Genomic DNA, 16,869 nt, shown 5'->3' with positions numbered 1-16,869 from the left:
GAACAGCCCTCCCACCCCAATCACGGCTCCGGCGGAGCCGAACAGCATGGGCATGAGCACGCTGGATGCGTTGATGGCCATGAGCCGCAGGCCCAGCGCCTCGCCATGGCGGGCCGGCGGCGTGATCTGGTGCAGCAGGCTCATCACCATGGGCTGCACCGAGCCCAGTGCAAACCCGAGCAGCACCGAACACGCGCCCATGGCCAGCGCGCTGTGCAGCAGCGGGTAGACGCCAAACAGCACGGCCGTAGCCACCATGGCGCCCGCCACCACCACCCGCTCGCGCAGCCGCTCCGCCACGATGGGCATCAGTACCCGGATGACGGCAGCGGCAATCGCAAACGCCCCAAGGATGGAGCCAATGACCGAGGCCGACAAGCCGCGCTCGTGTCCGAGCAGCGGCACTACGAAGGTGTGCACGTCCCAGCACGAGGACAAGATCCAGTTGACCAGTAGCAGGCGGCGAAACGGAGGCTCGTTCATCAGGTCCCACGCGCGCTGCGGGGGGCCGCCTGCGGCGGCGATCACGGGCGGCAGCTCTACTGTGTCTCGCACCCAGAACCAGGTGAGCAGGGGCAACACCGCCATCAGGGCAAAGGCGGCGCGATAGCCCTCGGTGCTGCCCGCAGCACTGCCCGCGTTGTCGATCATGAGCCCCGCGCAGAAAGGCCCGATGAAGTTGGACACCGCAGGCCCGATGGCCAGCCAGCTGAACACTTGCTTGAGCTGCGTGGCGTCGTGCGCAGCGCGCCCCACGTGGCGCTGCAGTGCAATGGTGGCGGCCCCGGTGGCGCCACCGGTCATCAACGCAGCCACACACAACACCGGAAAGACGGGGAACACCAGCGCCAGCGCAGCCCCTGCCGATGCAAGGGCCACCGCGTAGCCCACGGGGCGCTTCAAGCCGTGCCGGTCCGCATAGCGCCCTGCGGGCAAGGCCAGAAAAACCTGCGTGAGTGCGAACAATGCCAGCAACACCCCCACGGCTGCTGCACTGTGGCCCTCGCGCAGCGCCAGCAGTGGCGCCGCCAGTCGCATGCCCGCCATGCAGGCGTGCACGCAGATCTGCCCCGCAATCAGGCGCGCCAGGGCCCAGTTCACGGCAGGTCGTCCTCGGAATCCAAACCAGGCAATGCCGATGGACTGGCCCCTGCCAGCGGCACGGCTGTGTCGGGCGCAGGCAGGTCCTGCACATCCCGCAGCTTGCGCTGGATGGCACGGGTGCGCACACCTACCTCGTCAAACTTCTTGGCGGCGGCGTCGATGGACTTTTTGGTGGCCTCGACCACGTCGCCAAACTTGGCGAACTCGGTCTTGACCATGCCCAAGAGGCTCCACACCTCGGACGAGCGCTTTTCGATCGCCAGTGTCTTGAAGCCCATTTGCAGGCTGTTGAGCATCGCGGCCAGGTTGGCCGGGCCGGTGATCATCACGCGGCACTCGTTCTGCACCGCTTCGACCAGGCCGGGGCGGCGCATCACCTCGGCAAACAGGCCCTCGGTGGGCAGGTAGAGCACGGCGAAGTCGGTGGTGTGTGGGGGCGACACATACTTGGCAAAGATCTTCTTGGCCTCCAGCTTGATCGACGTCTCGAACGCATTGCCTGCCGACTGAATGGCTGCCTTGTCGGCCGCGTCCTGCGCGTCCAGCAGGCGCTGGTACTGCTCCACGGGGTACTTGGAGTCGATGGGCAGCCACACCGGATGCTCGTCGCTCTTGCCGGGCAGGCGGATCGCAAACTCCACCAGCTCATCGCTGCCCGGCACGGTCTTGACGTTGCGCGCAAACTGGTCGGGCGTGAGCACGTTGTCGATGATGGCGCCCAGCTGCATTTCGCCCCAGGTGCCGCGCGACTTCACGTTGGTCATCACGCGCTTCAAGTCGCCCACGCTGCCCGCCAGGGTCTGCATTTCGCCCAGGCCCTTGTGCACTTGTTCGAGCCGGTCGCTCACCAGCTTGAACGACTCGCCCAGGCGCTGCTCCAGCGTGGCGTGCAGCTTTTCGTCCACCGTGCGGCGCATTTCTTCGAGCTTGGTGGCGTTGTCGGCCTGGATGGCGGCCAGGCGCTCGTTGAGGGCGGTGCGCAGCTGCTCGGCGTTGTGCTGGCTGCCCTGCACCAGCCCGGTGAGCTGCTGCGACACGGCGTCTTGCAGCACCGCAAACTGGTTCTTGATCTGAAAGCCGTTGGCTTCGAGCTGGTCCTTGAGCGCTTGCGACATCACTCCCAGCTGCGACTGGGTATCGCCCTTGAGCGAATCGAGCGTGAGGCGTGTGGCCGCATCCAGGGCCGTGAGGCGCTGCTCCAGCCGCGCCTCGAATACGCCAAAGGCAGCCAACAGCTCGGCGCGGCCGTTGCGGGATTCGGCCACGGCCTGGGCCAGGCGTTCGTCCACGGCATGGCGCAATGTCTCCAGCGTGGACTGCGTGGTCTGGGTAAAGCCACGCAGCTGCTGCCCCATGCCGTCCAGCGCACCATCATTCTTGGCCACCGCAATCTGCGTCGCCTGTGTGGTTTGCTCCAGCGACTGCAGGCGTGCCAGCCACTCGGGCGGCAGGTCCACGCGGGGACGGCGCAGCAAAAGCGCCACCAGAAGGACCAGCGCCAGTGCCAGCGCCGCCAAGAGAACAAGTGTGTCAGTGGCCAAGGTTTACTATATTTTTGATAGCTATCAGCGCATGATTGACTAGCGCATCCGGTCGATTGGACCCAAAATCCCGCATCAACGCAGGGTGGCGGGCTGATTCACCGGCGTGAGCGGCCCCCGCCCGTCAAAGAAGGCAATCAGGTTATCCGCCGCCAGGTTGGCCATGGCGCGCCGGGTGGGCACGGTGGCGCTGGCAATGTGCGGGGTGAGCACCACGTTGGGCACGGTCAGCAGATCGGGGTGCACGCTGGGTTCGCCTTCAAACACATCCAGCCCCGCCGCCGCAATGCGACGCTCGCGCAGGGCCACAGCCAGCGCAGCGTCGTCCACGATGCCGCCGCGCGCAATGTTGACGAGCGTCGCCGTGGGCTTCATCAACGCCAGCTCAGCCGTACCGATGGTGTGGTGCGACGCAGGCGTGTAGGGCACCACCAGCACCACATGGTCTGCGGTGCGCAGCAACTCTTCCTTGCCCACGTAGGTGGCCTTGCATTCGGCCTCCAGTTCGGCCGACAGACGCGAACGGTTGTGGTAGACCACCTTCATGCCAAAGCCATGCGCCCCGCGCTTGGCAATGCCCTGCCCGATGCGGCCCATGCCGACGATGCCCAGCGTGCTGCCGTGGATGTCGCTGCCCGCGAACATGTCGTAGCTCCACTTGGTCCACTTCCCGGCACGCAGGTAATGCTCGCTCTCGGTCATGCGGCGGGCCGTGGCCATCAGCAATGCAAAGCCGAAGTCGGCGGTGGTCTCAGTGAGCACGTCGGGCGTGTTGGTGCCCAGCACGCCAGCCGCCGTCATGGCGTCCACGTCAAAGTTGTTGTAGCCCACCGCCATGTTGGCGCAGATCTTGAGGCGCGGCGCAGCGGCCAGCAGCGCGGCATCAATGCGCTGGCTGCCGGTGGTCAGCACCCCATCCTTGTCGGCCAGGCGCGCGGCCAGCTCTTGCGGGGTCCAGATCACGTCGTCGGGGTTGGCCTCAACGTCAAAGTGCTCGCGCAGGCGGTCCACGATGTCAGGAAAGATCGCGCGGGCGACCAGGATGCGGGGTTTGCTCATAAGTCTTCAATCTCCAAACTATTCGCAACGCACGTCGGCCTATGAAACTGGCGTGGTCCAAGCCAGTGGCCGCCGAGCAAAGGCCGCCCTGCAGCGAGGGCGGCGCCCCCCTTACCGCAGCGCGCAGCGGTGCGAGAGAAGGGGGAAGCGGCGCAGCCGCTCAGGGGGATGTTCACTATCTAAACCAGATGAAAGTCATGACGATAAAGAGCGGCACCAGAATACCCCCCGACCACAGCATGTAGCCGAAGAAGCTGGGCATCTTCACGCCGCGGTCTTCGGCAATGGCCTTGACCATCATGTTGGGCGCATTGCCGATGTAGCTGTTGGCGCCCATGAACACCGAGCCCGCCGAGATGGCGGCTAGCGTGGGGGCCAGGGTGGTCATCAGCACGGCCGGGTCGCCCCCGGCGGTGTTGAAGAAGACCAGGTAGGTCGGCGCGTTGTCGAGGAACGAGCTGAGCAGCCCGGACGCCCAGAAGTACATGGCCGGGTCAGGTGTGCCGTCCGGCCGCGTGACGGCGGACACCACGGCACCAAAGGGGCCATTGACGCCCGCCTTGAGCATCGCGATCACCGGGATGATGGTGAGGAAGATGCCCGCAAACAGCTTGGCCACTTCCTGCATGGGGCCCCAGCTGAACTGGTTGTCTTCATGCACCTGCTTGGGCGTGATGCGCAGGGAAACCAGCGCCACGATGATCAGGCCCACGTCCCGCACGATGCCGGGCAGCCCCACCTCGGCCCCGGCGATGGTGAACGCCACCTGCGACTTCCACAGGCCGCTGAGCAGCACCAGCACCACCACCACGCCCAGCAGCGCAAAGTTGGCCTTACCGTCAAAGCCGATGGCTTTGGTGTCGGGCGTGGGGTCGGCCCTGAGCACCTCTTCGCGCCGGTGGTAGTACCAGGAATCCATCACGAAGAAGATGGCCAGCAGCGAGCCCACCAAAAAGAGTGTCTCGGGGAAAATGTGGCTCACCGTCCAGAAGAAGTCCACGCCCTTCAGGAAGCCCAGGAACAGCGGTGGGTCACCCAAGGGCGTGAGCGAGCCCCCGGCGTTGGAGACGATGAAGATGAAGAACACCACCACATGCGCCGTGTGCTTGCGGTTGTCATTGGCGCGGATCAACGGGCGGATGAGCAGCATCGACGCCCCCGTGGTGCCCATGACACTGGCGAGCACCGCGCCAATGGCGAGGATGGCCGTGTTGAGCGCCGGGCTGCCGTGCAGGTTGCCCCGTATGTAGATGCCCCCTGCCACGGTAAACAGCGCGGTGAGCAGGATGACGAACGGAATGTATTCGGCCACCAGCGCGTGCACAAAACTCGCACCCGCCGCGCCCGGGCCAAACACCAGCGCAAACGGCACCAGAAAAGCCAGCGCCCAACCGGCTGCGACCTTACCAAAGTGGTGGTGCCAGAAGATGGGCGCCAACAGCGGCATCAAGGCAATCGACAGCAGAATGCCGGCAAAGGGCACGCCCCACAGCACTGACAACGCACTGCCATCAATATCGGCCGCCAGTGCCAGTCCCGGCAACGCCGCCAGTAGGCCGGCCACTGCCAGCCCGCGCGAAAATTTCATGGTTCTTGTCTCCGTCTCATTGCTAAAAATCAGGGGACGCAGGGCCATGGCACCTGCGGGGCACGGTCACACCGGCGAAGGGATATCAAACACCTGGCGCAGGTAGGCCAGGTACTTCTCGTCGTCACACATGCCCTTACCCGGCGTGTCCGACAGCTTGGCCACAGGCTGGTCATTGCAGCGCGTCATCTTGATGACGACCTGCAAAGGCTCATGGGCAGGCGGGCTGCCGAGGTCATTGGTCAGGTTGGTGCCGATACCAAACGCCAGCTGGCAGCGGCCCCGGAACTGCTGGTACAGCTCGATGGTGCGCGGGATGGTGAGCGCGTCGCTGAAGATCAGCGTCTTGGTCAGCGGGTCCACGCGGTTCTTGCGGTAGTGGTCCAGCAAGCGTTCGCCCCAAGCGAACGGGTCGCCGCTGTCATGGCGGGCACCGTCGAACAGCTTGCAGAAGTACAGGTCGAAGTCACGCAGGAAGGCGCTCATGCCGTACACGTCCGACAGCGCAATGCCCAGGTCACCCCGGTATTCCTTGGCCCACATCTCAAAGCCAAACACCTGGCTGTCGCGCAGCCGCGGGCCCAGCGCCTGGCAGGCCTGCAAATATTCGTGCGCCATGGTGCCCAGGGGGGTCACGCCCAGCTTCATCGCGTACAGCACGTTGCTGGTGCCTGCGAACTGCCCGGGGCCTGCGGGTGCACCTGGGCGGCGGTCCCCGGTACCGAGGCGTGCCACCAGCACGCGAAGCACTTCTTCGTGCCAGGCGCGCGAGAAGCGGCGGCGCGTGCCGTAGTCGGCAATCTTGAGGTCGGACAGGCCCTCGCCCTGCAGCAGCGCAATCTTGGCGTCGAGACGGCGGCGGCCTTCCGGAAAGTCGGGCACCTTCTGCGTGTTGCGAAAGTACACCTCGTTGATAATGGCCAACACCGGGATCTCGAACAGGATCGTGTGCAGCCAGGGCCCGCGGATGGTGATGTCGATTTCACCGTTGTGCTGGGGCACAACGGTGATGTACTTCTCGTTGAGCTTGAACAGGCCCAGAAAGTCCACGAAGTCGCTCTTGATGAATCGCAGCGATCGCAGGTAGGCCAGCTCGGCATCCTGAAACTGCAGGCTGCACAACGAACGGATCTCGTCCCGGATCTCGTTGGCAAACGGTGCCAGCTGCACGCCGGGGTTGCGACACTTGAACTTGTACTCGACCTGCGCCCCGGGAAACTGATGCAGCACCACCTGCATCATGGTGAACTTGTACAGGTCGGTGTCGAGCAGGCTGGTGATGATCATGGACAGGGCACGCCTCAGAAACCGCGCACGCTGGGCACGCGATGCTCCGGCCGCAGACCGGACAATAAAGCCGCAAAGTGTAGGCCATCACGGCGCCCGGTGCGCGGCACTGCGGGCGGCGTCAGCCAGCCTTCAGCCGCTGCCGGAAATTCAGGCTGTTCAGGGCCCAAGTGCAAATTGCGCCAGCGCTTGGTGCTATCAAATCAGTGGCAACGGCATGCGGCCGCCGATCAGCCGCCCATCAACTACCCATTAGCCAGGCATGACCAGCGCCTGCAACACCTTGCGCAATGCGTCTGGCACGGCCACTGGGCGACGGGTCTCGCGGTCCACATACACGTGGATGAAGTGTCCTGCCGCCGCCGTCAGTGGCTCACCCTGCGCAAACAGGCCCACCTCGTAGCGCACGCTGGAGCCCCCCAGCCGCGCGACGCGGATGCCAGCCTCCACTGTCTGCGGGAACGCCAGTGGCGCAAAGTAATTGCATTGTGTCTCGATCACAAGGCCGATGGTTTCCCCCGCGTGGATGTCGAGCACGCCCTGGTCGATCAGGTGGGCATTCACGGCGGTGTCAAACCAGCTGTAGTACACGACGTTGTTCACATGGCCATACACATCGTTGTCGGCCCAGCGCGTGGTGATGGGACGGAACACGGGGTAGGCGCTGCGCGGCTGCGGAGCCGGGCGGACCGGTGCGGAAGAAGCGACGGGAGAGGGGCTGGCGGCAGAGGTCATGGCCGCACATTCTGCCAGCGCTGGTGGTACTGCCAGGCTACGCGCCAGGTGGTGAGCTGCGCCAGCAGTGTGTCCTCCAGGTCGTTGCCGTAGCCGCCCGCCATCACGAACACCGTGGGAATGCGCCGCTGCCAGGCCCAGTCAAACACCCGCCGGTCGCGTGCCTCCAGCCCATCGTGGGTGACGGCGAGACGACCCAGGCGGTCGCCCACATGGGGGTCCGCCCCCGCCAGATAGAACACCAGGTCCGGCTTGCAGCGACGGTCCAGCGCCTCCAGGGCCTGGTCCAGGGCGTGCAGGTAGTCGTCGTCAGCGCATCCGTCTGGCAGTTCCACGTCCAGGTCACTCGGCTCCTTGCGAAAAGGAAAGTTGCGTGCACCATGCAGCGACAGGGTGAACACGCTGTCGTCGCCCTGAAAGATATGGGCCGTGCCATTGCCCTGGTGCACATCCAGGTCGATCACCGCCACCTGCAGCGGCCAGCCCGATCCATCGTTCAGGTGATCGGCCTGTGCCTGCCGGGCAGCCACCGCCACATCGTTGAACACACAAAAGCCACTGCCCTTATCGGCATACGAGTGGTGGGTGCCGCCAGCCAGGTTGCCGGCGACACCCTCGCGCCAGGCGGCGCGGGTGGCCGCCAGAGTAGCGCCCACCGAGCGGCGAGCGCGCTCTGCCATGGCAGGACTCCAGGGAAACCCGATCTCCCGCTGCGCGGCGGGCGCCAACGTGCCCTGGGCGATGGCATCGATGTACTGCGGGCTGTGCACCCGCGCCAGTGCCTCATCCGATGCTGGTAGGGCTTCTTTCAACAGCACGTCAGGCAGGTGCTGGGCGATCCGGTCGCGCAGCATGCGGTACTTGGCCATGGGGAAGCGGTGACCATCCGGCAAAGGCAACACGAAGTGGTCGGCGTAGTAGGCGTGCATGACGCAATTGTGGCAAGCCGGGGATTTCTGGGTGATCGTGTCTAATTTGCTGCAGTGCAACAAAAAGCCCTTGCAATAGCGCTGCAAGTCCCTAAAATTCACCCCATGCTGCACTGCAACATGACCAACAGGTCAAGGTCAGCGCAGATGTCTGTGAACCACCCGGCCCCCTGGGCCCTCATTTTTAGGAGATATGACATGTCGCTGACCGCAGAACAAATCCTGGCATCCCACAAGGCCAACATCGAAACCCTGTTTGGCTTGACCACCAAGGCTTTCGAAGGCGTGGAAAAGCTGGTCGAACTGAACGTGACCGCTTCGCGCGCTGCCCTGTCCGAAGCCGCCAACCACACGCAAGCCGTGCTGGGCGTGAAGGACGCACAAGAACTGCTGGCCCTGCAAGCTGGCCTGTTCCAGCCCTTGGCTGAAAAGACCGCCGCTTACAGCCGCCACCTGTACGACATCGCATCGGGCACGGGCGCTGAGTTCGGCAAGGCTTTCGAAGCCCAGGCCACCGACGCACAGAAGGCTTTCACCAACCTGGTGGACAGCGCCGCCAAGAACGCCCCCGCCGGTTCCGAAACCGCTGTGGCCGTGATGAAGAGCGCCGTGTCTGCCGCCAACAACGCGTTCGAGTCGGTACAAAAGGCTGTGAAGCAAGCGTCTGATGTGGCTGAAGCCAACTTCAACGCCGTGGCCAACACCGCTGCCAACGCTGCCAAGACGGCCGCTCCCCGCAAGCGTTAATCGCCCTACCTGCGGTCTGGAGTGCAACCTCTAGGCCGTGTTCAGGGAATACCCTGATAATTCAACCCATGCGCTGCTGACCTTGTCTACTGCGCCTCAGTTGTCTCCTTGGATCCTCTCGAAACCCCCGTTTCAAGGATCCTTTTAAAGCCCGGTTTTACGACCGGGCTTTTTTTTGGCCTGACCACCCACAGGCCGCAAGCGTGGGAACGGGCCCGCGCGGCGAACCGATCTTTTTACGGTGGTCCAGCATCCACGGCATGCGGCCCTTGCGCCACCTCAAACCCGGACCCGAAATCCGGCCTTTGCGCAAGACATTGATCAAGAATAATTCGCGTTTGCTTTATCATTGACGCAGTTTCAACCCCGAAAGACGCAACCCATGTCGAAGACTGTGAAAGCCTTGCTGAGCGCTTGTGCCCTGGCCGCCGCTGCGGGCGCCGTGCACGCCCAGGAACAAGTGGTCAACCTCTACTCGGCCCGCCACTACTCCACCGACGAAGCGCTGTACACCGGCTTTACCAAGGCCACGGGCATCAAGATCAACCGCGTGGACGCGGACGATGCCGGCATCCTGGCCCGGTTGAAGGCCGAAGGCACCGCCTCGCCCGCCGACGTGATCCTGCTGGTGGACGCAGCCCGCCTGTACAAGGGCGAGGTCGATGGCCTGTTTCAGCCCATCCAGTCCAAGGTACTGAACGATGCCATCCCCGCTAATCTGCGCAGCCAGCCGGCAGCGGACGGCGGCATCTCGTGGTTTGGCCTGTCCACCCGCGCGCGCGTCATCGTCTACAACAAGGTCAAGATGCAGAAGGCCGATGTGGACACCTACGAAGAACTGGGTGACCCCAAGAACAAGGGCAAGCTGTGCATCCGCTCCGGCTCGCACCCCTACAACCTGAGCCTGTTCGGCGCTGTAACGGAACACATGGGCGAACAGAAGGCCGAAGCCTGGCTCAAGGGCATGGTGGCCAACCTGGCCCGCCCACCCAAGGGCGGCGACACCGACCAGATCAAGGCCGTGGCCGCGGGTGAGTGCGACATCGCCGTGACCAACACCTACTACCTGGCGCGCATGATGCGCTCCAACAAGCCCGAAGACGTGGCTGTGGTCAACAAGGTGGGCGTGGTGTTCCCCAACCAGGAATCCTGGGGCACGCACCTGAACATCGCCGGCGGCGCGGTGGCCAAGCACTCCAAGAACCAGGCCAACGCCATCAAGTTCCTCGAATATCTGGCCAGCCCCGAGGCACAGAACTATTTTGCAAACGGCAACAACGAGTGGCCTGCTGCCAAGGGCGTGGCACTGGACAACCCGGCACTCAAGGCCATGACCGGCGGCAAGCCTTTCAAGAACGAGACCATCCCGATCAGCGCGGTGGGCGCCAACACGACCAAGGTGCAGCAGATGCTGGACCGCGTGGGCTTCCAGTAAGCTGCCCCTGCCCTCACCCACCACAAGCCCGGCCCGGTCCGGGCTTTTTTTCGCGTTCAGCACCGTGAGGAGATGCGCCATAATTGACGTTTACGTTAACGTCACTTACTGGAGACAACCATGGACATCCAAGGCAAGGTATTCATCGTCACCGGCGGCGCTTCGGGCCTGGGCGAAGGCACGGCACGCATGCTGGCCTCCCAGGGCGGCATCGTGGTCATTGCCGACATGCAGGCAGAAAAAGGCGAAGCCGTGGCCAAGGAAATCGGCGGCGCGTTCGTGAAATGCGATGTGAGCAACGAGGCAGACGGCCAAGCCGTGGTGGCCAAGGCCGTGTCGCTGGGCAAACTGGTGGGCCTGGTGAACTGCGCCGGCATCGCCCCCGCCGAGAAGACGGTGGGCAAGAACGGTGCGCATGCGCTGGCCTTGTTCAGCAAGACCATCACGGTCAATCTGATTGGCAGCTTCAACATGATCCGCCTGGCCGCCGAGGCCATGAGCAAGAACGAGCCGGAATCCACCGGCGAACGTGGCGTGCTGATCTCCACGGCCAGCGTGGCCGCCTACGACGGCCAGATCGGCCAGGCCGCCTACGCAGCCTCCAAGGGCGGCGTGGTCGGCATGACCCTGCCGATTGCCCGTGACCTAGCGCGCAACGGCATCCGCAACATGACCATTGCCCCCGGCATCTTCGGCACTCCCATGCTGTTTGGCATGCCGCAGGAAGTGCAGGATGCGCTGGCCGCTGGCGTGCCCTTCCCCAGCCGCCTGGGCACCCCCCAGGACTACGCCAAGCTGGTGCGCCACATCCTCGAAAACGACATGCTCAATGGCGAGGTGATCCGCCTGGACGGTGCCATTCGCCTGGCACCACGCTGAGCTGGGGATTGAGTTAAAGAGGCACGCCTGAATGCTACTCTTTCGATAGCACCTTAGGTATATTCCTCTAGCACATGGTGCCTGTTTGGCACAAAAAGTCGTCCACAAGGGGCCCGGAAAGGCCGCAGGACTACTGAGAACCAAACACTTTGCTGATGCCCACCCGACCGCCGCGCTCACAACGCGGCGGCTTCGTTTTGGCGGTGGCTTACCCCGGTCTCCCGCCTCCTCAACCCAAGACTGCGTGGCCTTGGGTGAGAAGCCCCTCCAAGTCGGCAGCTGGCACAGGGCGGCTGAAGTGGTAGCCCTGCCCGGTGTCGCAGCCCAGTCCCCAAAGTACGTCACGCTGCGCAGCCGTCTCCACGCCCTCGGCAATGGTTTCCAGGCCCAGGCTTTGCGCCAGACCGATGATGGCGCGCACGATGTGGGGCGCGCTGGGGTCGTCGCCCAAATGCCGCACAAACGACTGGTCGATCTTGAGCTTGTGCACCTTGAGGCGCTGGATATAGCTGAACGACGAGTACCCGGTCCCAAAGTCGTCAATGGACAGCTGCACGCCCAGGTCACACAGCTGCCGCACGATGGCAATCACCTGCTCAGGCGCATCCATGGCGATGCTCTCGGTCAGCTCCAGCTCCAGCATTTGCGACGGCACCCCGCTGTCGGCCAGCGCCCGGCCCACCATGTCCACCAGACCCGGATGGCGAAACTGCACCATCGACAGGTTCACCGCCACCACCAGCTCGGTGTGGCCAGCATCGCGCCATTGCCGGGCCTGGGCCAGCGCAGTGCGCAGCACCCATTCTCCGATGCCCAGAATCTGGCCGCTGCTCTCGGCGACCGGTATGAACTCGGCCGGGCTGACGGCGCCCAGCTCGGGGTGGGTCCAGCGCAGCAGGGCCTCCACCCCCACCAGTTGACGGTCCTTCAGCCGGATTTGCGGCTGGTAGTGCAGCGTCAGCTGGCCCTGCATCAGGGCGCTGCGCAGAGCGTTCTCGATGTGCAACACCCTGAGCGACCGTGCCTGCATGTCCGCCGAGAAGAACCGGTAGGTGTCGCGCCCCGACTCTTTGGCGCGGAACATGGCTGCGTCGGCGCGCTGCGCCAGGGTTTCAAAGTCACCACCATCTTCGGGGTACATCGCAATACCGATCGATGACGTGACCACCAGTTCGTGGTGCTCCAGCTGGCAGATGCGGCGCACCTGTGCCTGCAACTCGTCGGCCACGTGGGCCGCCTGCTGGGCATCGGTGAGCGGCAGCACAATGACAAACTCGTCCCCGCCCTGTCGGGACACCGTGTCCTCGTCGCGCACCACCGACTGCAAGCGGTGCGCAATCTCGATCAGCAACCCATCGCCCACCTGGTGACCCAGCGAGTCGTTCACGTTCTTGAAGTGGTCCAGGTCCAGATACAACAAGGCAAGCTGATGGCCGCTGCGTTGGGTCAGTGCAAGGGCCTGGCTGAAACGGGAGGCGAACATCGTGCGGTTGGGCAAGCCTGTCAGCGCATCAAAGTTGATCAGCTTGCGGATACGTTCCTCGTCACGCCGACGTTCCGTCACGTCCTCTTGCACGGCCAGGTAGTGGGTGATGCGGCCCTGCTCGTCGTGCAGTGGCGAGATGATGGCGGACTCGTTGTATTCGCCTCCGCCCTTGCGCCGGTTCACGAACTCGCCGCGCCACGGACGGCCTGACGTCAAATGCGCCCACAGGTCGGCATACACGCTGGCAGGCGTTGCCCCGGCGCTCAGCAGACGCGGGTTACGGCCAATCACCTCCTCGGGGCTGTAGCCTGTCGTGGCGGTGAACGCGGGGTTCACATATTCGATGTTGCCGTCAGCGCCTGCAATGAAGATGGAGTTGGGCGCCTGCTCCACGGCATGCCGCAGCTTGCGCAGGGTGTCCAGCATCTGAACCCGCTGCGTGATGTCGCGGGACAGCACCACAAAGTGATCATCCGTTTCATCGTCCATCCCCTTGCGCGCCACGGACAGCTCAAACCAGTGCTGCCCGTCGGGCAGGTCCAGTGCGTACTGGAAGTCGCGGGCCAGACCTTGCTCTGCTGCGGCATTGATCGCAGCCTGCGCCACAGCTGCCGCCGCAGGAGGCAAGATGTCGTGGATCGAACGCCCCACGACCTCGTTGGCAGGCATCAGCAGCAATTCAGGCTGGCGCGTATGGATCTGCACATAGCGACCGTCGCGGGTCACCTCGAACATCAGGTCAGGCACGGCGTCCAGCACGGCCCGCATGGCCTTGTCGGACTGCTTGAGCACCCGGTACGGCGCCTCGATGGTGCCCACAAAAATGGCGCGGTACAGGTAGTAGTACCCCACCACCTTGTACATATGGCCCAGCAGATTGAAGGGATCGGTCGCGACGACGTAGAACGTGAAAAAAAACTCGCTCAGGGCCATTACCCACACGGCGGCGAACAACCTGGCCACGTCAAAGGCGGCACGCTCCCGCGCCCAGTGCAGCAGCACGCCCAGCGACGCTGCATACAAGGCCACCACGCCGTACTCGGAAGCAATCTTGAACCGTGTGAGCCCCTGGTCGTCGTAGGTCTGCGGGTACCATTGTGGAAACAAGAACACAACGGCGTGGATGACTGCGACAACGGCCAGTACCAGCGCCAGCACCAAAAATCTGCCAGGGCGGGGTGCTGCAGCATCACCAGGCACGCGCCAATGTAATGCCACCGCGCCCAGAAGCGTCAGCGCCCCCAGGTATCTCGCGGGTAACCAGAAATTGATGCCCTTGGCCACCGAGTTGGGCGTGATGTAGTCGGGCATGCCGGCGAATGACAGCATGTGCGAAAAATCGAGGATCGCCACGCCCAGAAAGCCGCAGGCCAGGATGAGCACATTGCGCTGCGGATTGAGGCTGTGTGCCTTCCACCCCACTGCAAATACCAGGGCAGACACAGCGATGGACAGCGTCTCCAGCACTTGGTGCAGCGTGAGGTAGTGCCCCACCCGCTGCGGACTGGCCACCGAAAAATAGGCCCAGGCTGCAATCACCCCACCGGTCAACAAGTAAAGCACCGGCGCCACAGCCTTGAAGCTGGCCAGGTGCTGTGGGTGAATCTGCAGCCGAAAAAGGTTCATAGGCGCGGGATGGGTCTGTGAGAGCCGCCTGGGCGGTTGGCGATGCGGCCGGGTACCGGTGATTCTTGCACAGGCCCTACCACTTGTAACAGGTTGAACCCCAGTAGCGGAACCTGTCTCAGGATGCCTGCAAAGCCATGCGAGCACATGACGTAGCCAAAGAGGCATAAAAAAAACCGCTGCAGCCTTGCGACTGCAGCGGTTGATATCTGGCGGAGTGGACGGGACTCGAACCCGCGACCCCCGGCGTGACAGGCCGGTATTCTAACCAACTGAACTACCACTCCTGGCAGGCAGCTTTTTGCTTGCATTTATCAACACAAGCCAAGTGCTACAAACTTGGCGACCCCACGGGGATTCGAACCCCGGTACTCACCGTGAAAGGGTGATGTCCTAGGCCTCTAGACGATGGGGTCAAAACCTTGGAACTAACCGAACTACTGACAAATTTGGTGGAGGTAAACGGGATCGAACCGATGACCTCTTGCATGCCATGCAAGCGCTCTCCCAGCTGAGCTATACCCCCAAACTTCTTCGGCTTGTACCGAAGAAAAGTTTTTGCACTCAAAAGGACTGCAAAAACTGTTGACTGGCGGAGTGGACGGGACTCGAACCCGCGACCCCCGGCGTGACAGGCCGGTATTCTAACCAACTGAACTACCACTCCTGGCAGGCAGCTTTTCGCTTGCATTTCTCAACACAAGCCAAGTGCTACAAACTTGGCGACCCTACGGGGATTCGAACCCCGGTACTCACCGTGAAAGGGTGATGTCCTAGGCCTCTAGACGATAGGGTCAAAACCTTGGAACTAACCGTTATCAAGCGATGTGGTGGAGGTAAACGGGATCGAACCGATGACCTCTTGCATGCCATGCAAGCGCTCTCCCAGCTGAGCTATACCCCCACTAAATAACTTCAAACACTTAGTATTTGTTGTCATCACCTGAGCCTTGAATTATAGACAGATTTTTAGCGGTTTCGCAAACGCGCTACAACTTTTTCACGTCCGACCAATTCCAGCACCGCATCGACCGATGGCGTGTGGGCGGTACCAACCGTCAACACGCGCGCAGGCATGGCCAGTTGAGGCATCTTCAGACCTTGGGCAGCCAGCACCTGCTTGAACGCCGCACTGATGGAAGCCTTGTCCCATTCACACGCAGACAGCGCATCGGCCAATGCGTCCAGAGCAGGCGCAATGGCGTCGGTGACATGCTGCGCGCGCTCAGCATCCACGGGCGACACATCGCCATAAAAAACCTGCGCCCAGTGGGCGAGCGCGACGGTGGTATCGCACCGGTCTTTGAACAGTGCGCAGATACGGGGCAGACGCCCATCGGCCAGCGCCTGCGCCGAAACACCACGCGCCTGCAGCTGCGGAGCCACCAGCGCCGCCAAAGCGTCATCAGCCATGGCTTTCAGATGCTGGGCATTCACCCAGCGCAGCTTGGCTTCATCGAACTGCGCCGCGCTGCGGCCCAGATGGTCGAGGTTGAACCACTGCAGGAACTGCTCACGGCTGAAGATCTCATCGTCGCCATGACTCCAGCCCAAGCGGGCCAGGTAATTCACCATGGCGTCGGGCAGATAACCTTCATCGCGGTACTGCGTCACAGGCTTGGCCCCATTGCGCTTGCTCATCTTCTCGCCCTGCTCGTTCAGCACGGTAGGCAGGTGGGCATAGACCGGGGGTTCCTTGCCCAGGGCGCGGAAGATGTTGATCTGGCGTGGAGTGTTGTTCACGTGGTCGTCGCCACGGATCACGTGCGTGATCGCCATGTCGATATCGTCCACCACCACGCAGAAGTTGTAGGTGGGCGTGCCATCGGGCCGCGCGATGACCAGGTCATCCAGCTCATCGTTGCTGATCTCGATGCGGCCCTTGACCTTGTCGTCCCAGGCCACCACCCCGCCCTGCGGGTTCTTGAAGCGCAGCACAGGCTGCACGCCTTCTGGAATAGCGGGCAGGGTCTTGCCAGCCTCGGGGCGCCAAGTGCCGTCGTAGCGAGGCTTCTCCTTTGCAGCCATCTGCCGCTCGCGCAGCGCATCCAGCTCGGCCACGCTCATGTAACAGGGATACACATGACCGGCAGCCTGCATCTCTGCCAGAGCCGCCTTGTAACGGTCCATGCGCTGCATCTGATAGAACGGGCCTTCGTCGTGGTTCAGGCCCAACCAAGCCATGCCCTCGATGATGACGTCCACCGCTGCCTGGCTGGAGCGCTCCAGGTCGGTGTCTTCAATGCGCAGAATGAAGTCACCACCCGTGGCGCGAGCGAATGCCCAGGGGTACAAGGCCGACCGGATATTGCCCAGGTGGATGAAGCCGGTGGGCGAAGGAGCGAAGCGGGTGCGTACGCGGCCCGTGCTGGAAGCAGTGGTTTCAGTCATAAAAATCAATGCTGGCCCTCAACGGGGCCAGTTCTCAAGTGGGGTCAATCCATCGGGCGCAG

12 protein-coding genes and 6 tRNA genes are annotated in these 16,869 nt (G+C 63.2%); 3 read left to right on the top strand and 15 right to left on the bottom strand.

The annotated features are described in order from the left end of the window. From AC07X4_RS11335 to AC07X4_RS11305, 7 genes are all read right to left on the bottom strand, one after another. On the bottom strand, positions 1 to 1,101 hold a 1,101-nt coding region (locus tag AC07X4_RS11335; RefSeq protein WP_494740109.1), incomplete at its 3' end, for an MFS transporter. Beyond that, a complete protein-coding gene (locus tag AC07X4_RS11330; protein ID WP_494740108.1) occupies positions 1,098 to 2,645 on the bottom strand; it encodes a DNA recombination protein RmuC in 1,548 nt (515 codons plus the stop codon). The genes AC07X4_RS11335 and AC07X4_RS11330, both read right to left, overlap by 4 nt. A gap of 75 nt (positions 2,646 to 2,720) precedes the next feature. Further along, entirely contained in the window at positions 2,721 to 3,704 is a 984-nt protein-coding gene (locus tag AC07X4_RS11325; protein ID WP_494740107.1) for a 2-hydroxyacid dehydrogenase, read from the bottom strand. Between the two features lie 175 nt (positions 3,705 to 3,879). Further along, positions 3,880 to 5,292, bottom strand: coding sequence for a sodium:proton antiporter (locus AC07X4_RS11320; RefSeq protein WP_192421911.1), 1,413 nt, complete (start codon positions 5,290 to 5,292; stop codon positions 3,880 to 3,882). Between the two features lie 66 nt (positions 5,293 to 5,358). After that, positions 5,359 to 6,579 (bottom strand): nicotinate phosphoribosyltransferase, encoded by a 1,221-nt coding sequence (gene pncB / locus AC07X4_RS11315; protein ID WP_056063706.1) that lies wholly within the window; start codon positions 6,577 to 6,579, stop codon positions 5,359 to 5,361. A gap of 252 nt (positions 6,580 to 6,831) precedes the next feature. Beyond that, positions 6,832 to 7,314 carry an acyl-CoA thioesterase gene (locus tag AC07X4_RS11310; RefSeq protein ID WP_494740106.1) on the bottom strand — a complete coding sequence of 161 codons (483 nt, stop codon included), beginning with the start codon at positions 7,312 to 7,314 and terminating at the stop codon, positions 6,832 to 6,834. Further along, the gene (locus AC07X4_RS11305) at positions 7,311 to 8,243 is read right to left on the bottom strand and encodes a histone deacetylase family protein (protein ID WP_494740105.1); all 933 of its coding nucleotides are present in this window, start codon (positions 8,241 to 8,243) and stop codon (positions 7,311 to 7,313) included. The genes AC07X4_RS11310 and AC07X4_RS11305 overlap by 4 nt, the downstream gene beginning before the upstream one ends. Before the next feature lie 198 nt (positions 8,244 to 8,441). Between AC07X4_RS11305 and AC07X4_RS11300 the strand changes: the two genes are divergently transcribed. The 3 genes from AC07X4_RS11300 to AC07X4_RS11290 all read left to right on the top strand — a co-directional run bounded on the left by AC07X4_RS11300 (position 8,442) and on the right by AC07X4_RS11290 (position 11,304). Then, entirely contained in the window at positions 8,442 to 8,990 is a 549-nt protein-coding gene (locus tag AC07X4_RS11300; RefSeq protein ID WP_056063715.1) for a phasin family protein, read from the top strand. A 382-nt stretch (positions 8,991 to 9,372) separates the two neighbouring features. Further along, positions 9,373 to 10,425 carry an extracellular solute-binding protein gene (locus AC07X4_RS11295; protein ID WP_494740104.1) on the top strand — a complete coding sequence of 351 codons (1,053 nt, stop codon included), beginning with the start codon at positions 9,373 to 9,375 and terminating at the stop codon, positions 10,423 to 10,425. Between the two features lie 120 nt (positions 10,426 to 10,545). Next, the gene (locus AC07X4_RS11290; RefSeq protein WP_494740103.1) at positions 10,546 to 11,304 is read left to right on the top strand and encodes a 3-hydroxyacyl-CoA dehydrogenase; all 759 of its coding nucleotides are present in this window, start codon (positions 10,546 to 10,548) and stop codon (positions 11,302 to 11,304) included. Positions 11,305 to 11,533: 229 nt separating this feature from the next. On the opposite strand, the gene AC07X4_RS11285 is transcribed toward AC07X4_RS11290, so the two are convergent. The 8 genes from AC07X4_RS11285 to gltX form a co-directional block, all read right to left on the bottom strand. After that, the gene (locus tag AC07X4_RS11285) at positions 11,534 to 14,416 is read right to left on the bottom strand and encodes a bifunctional diguanylate cyclase/phosphodiesterase (protein WP_494740102.1); all 2,883 of its coding nucleotides are present in this window, start codon (positions 14,414 to 14,416) and stop codon (positions 11,534 to 11,536) included. Between the two features lie 210 nt (positions 14,417 to 14,626). Further along, positions 14,627 to 14,703: transfer RNA gene (locus tag AC07X4_RS11280), tRNA-Asp, on the bottom strand. Between the two features lie 53 nt (positions 14,704 to 14,756). Next, a tRNA-Glu gene (locus AC07X4_RS11275) sits at positions 14,757 to 14,832 on the bottom strand. Positions 14,833 to 14,866: 34 nt separating this feature from the next. Further along, positions 14,867 to 14,942, bottom strand: a tRNA-Ala gene (locus AC07X4_RS11270). A gap of 64 nt (positions 14,943 to 15,006) precedes the next feature. Next, positions 15,007 to 15,083 (bottom strand) — tRNA-Asp (locus AC07X4_RS11265). A 53-nt stretch (positions 15,084 to 15,136) separates the two neighbouring features. Next, positions 15,137 to 15,212 (bottom strand) — tRNA-Glu (locus tag AC07X4_RS11260). Positions 15,213 to 15,244: 32 nt separating this feature from the next. Then, a tRNA-Ala gene (locus AC07X4_RS11255) sits at positions 15,245 to 15,320 on the bottom strand. A 65-nt stretch (positions 15,321 to 15,385) separates the two neighbouring features. Next, positions 15,386 to 16,807: a glutamate--tRNA ligase gene (gltX, locus tag AC07X4_RS11250; protein WP_494740101.1), complete on the bottom strand. Its 1,422-nt coding sequence runs from the start codon at positions 16,805 to 16,807 to the stop codon at positions 15,386 to 15,388. Positions 16,808 to 16,869: the final 62 nt, after the last annotated feature.

The organism is Acidovorax sp. GW460-11-11-14-LB4 (assembly GCF_059423685.1).
This window is presented reverse-complemented; position numbering and strand designations above follow the sequence as displayed.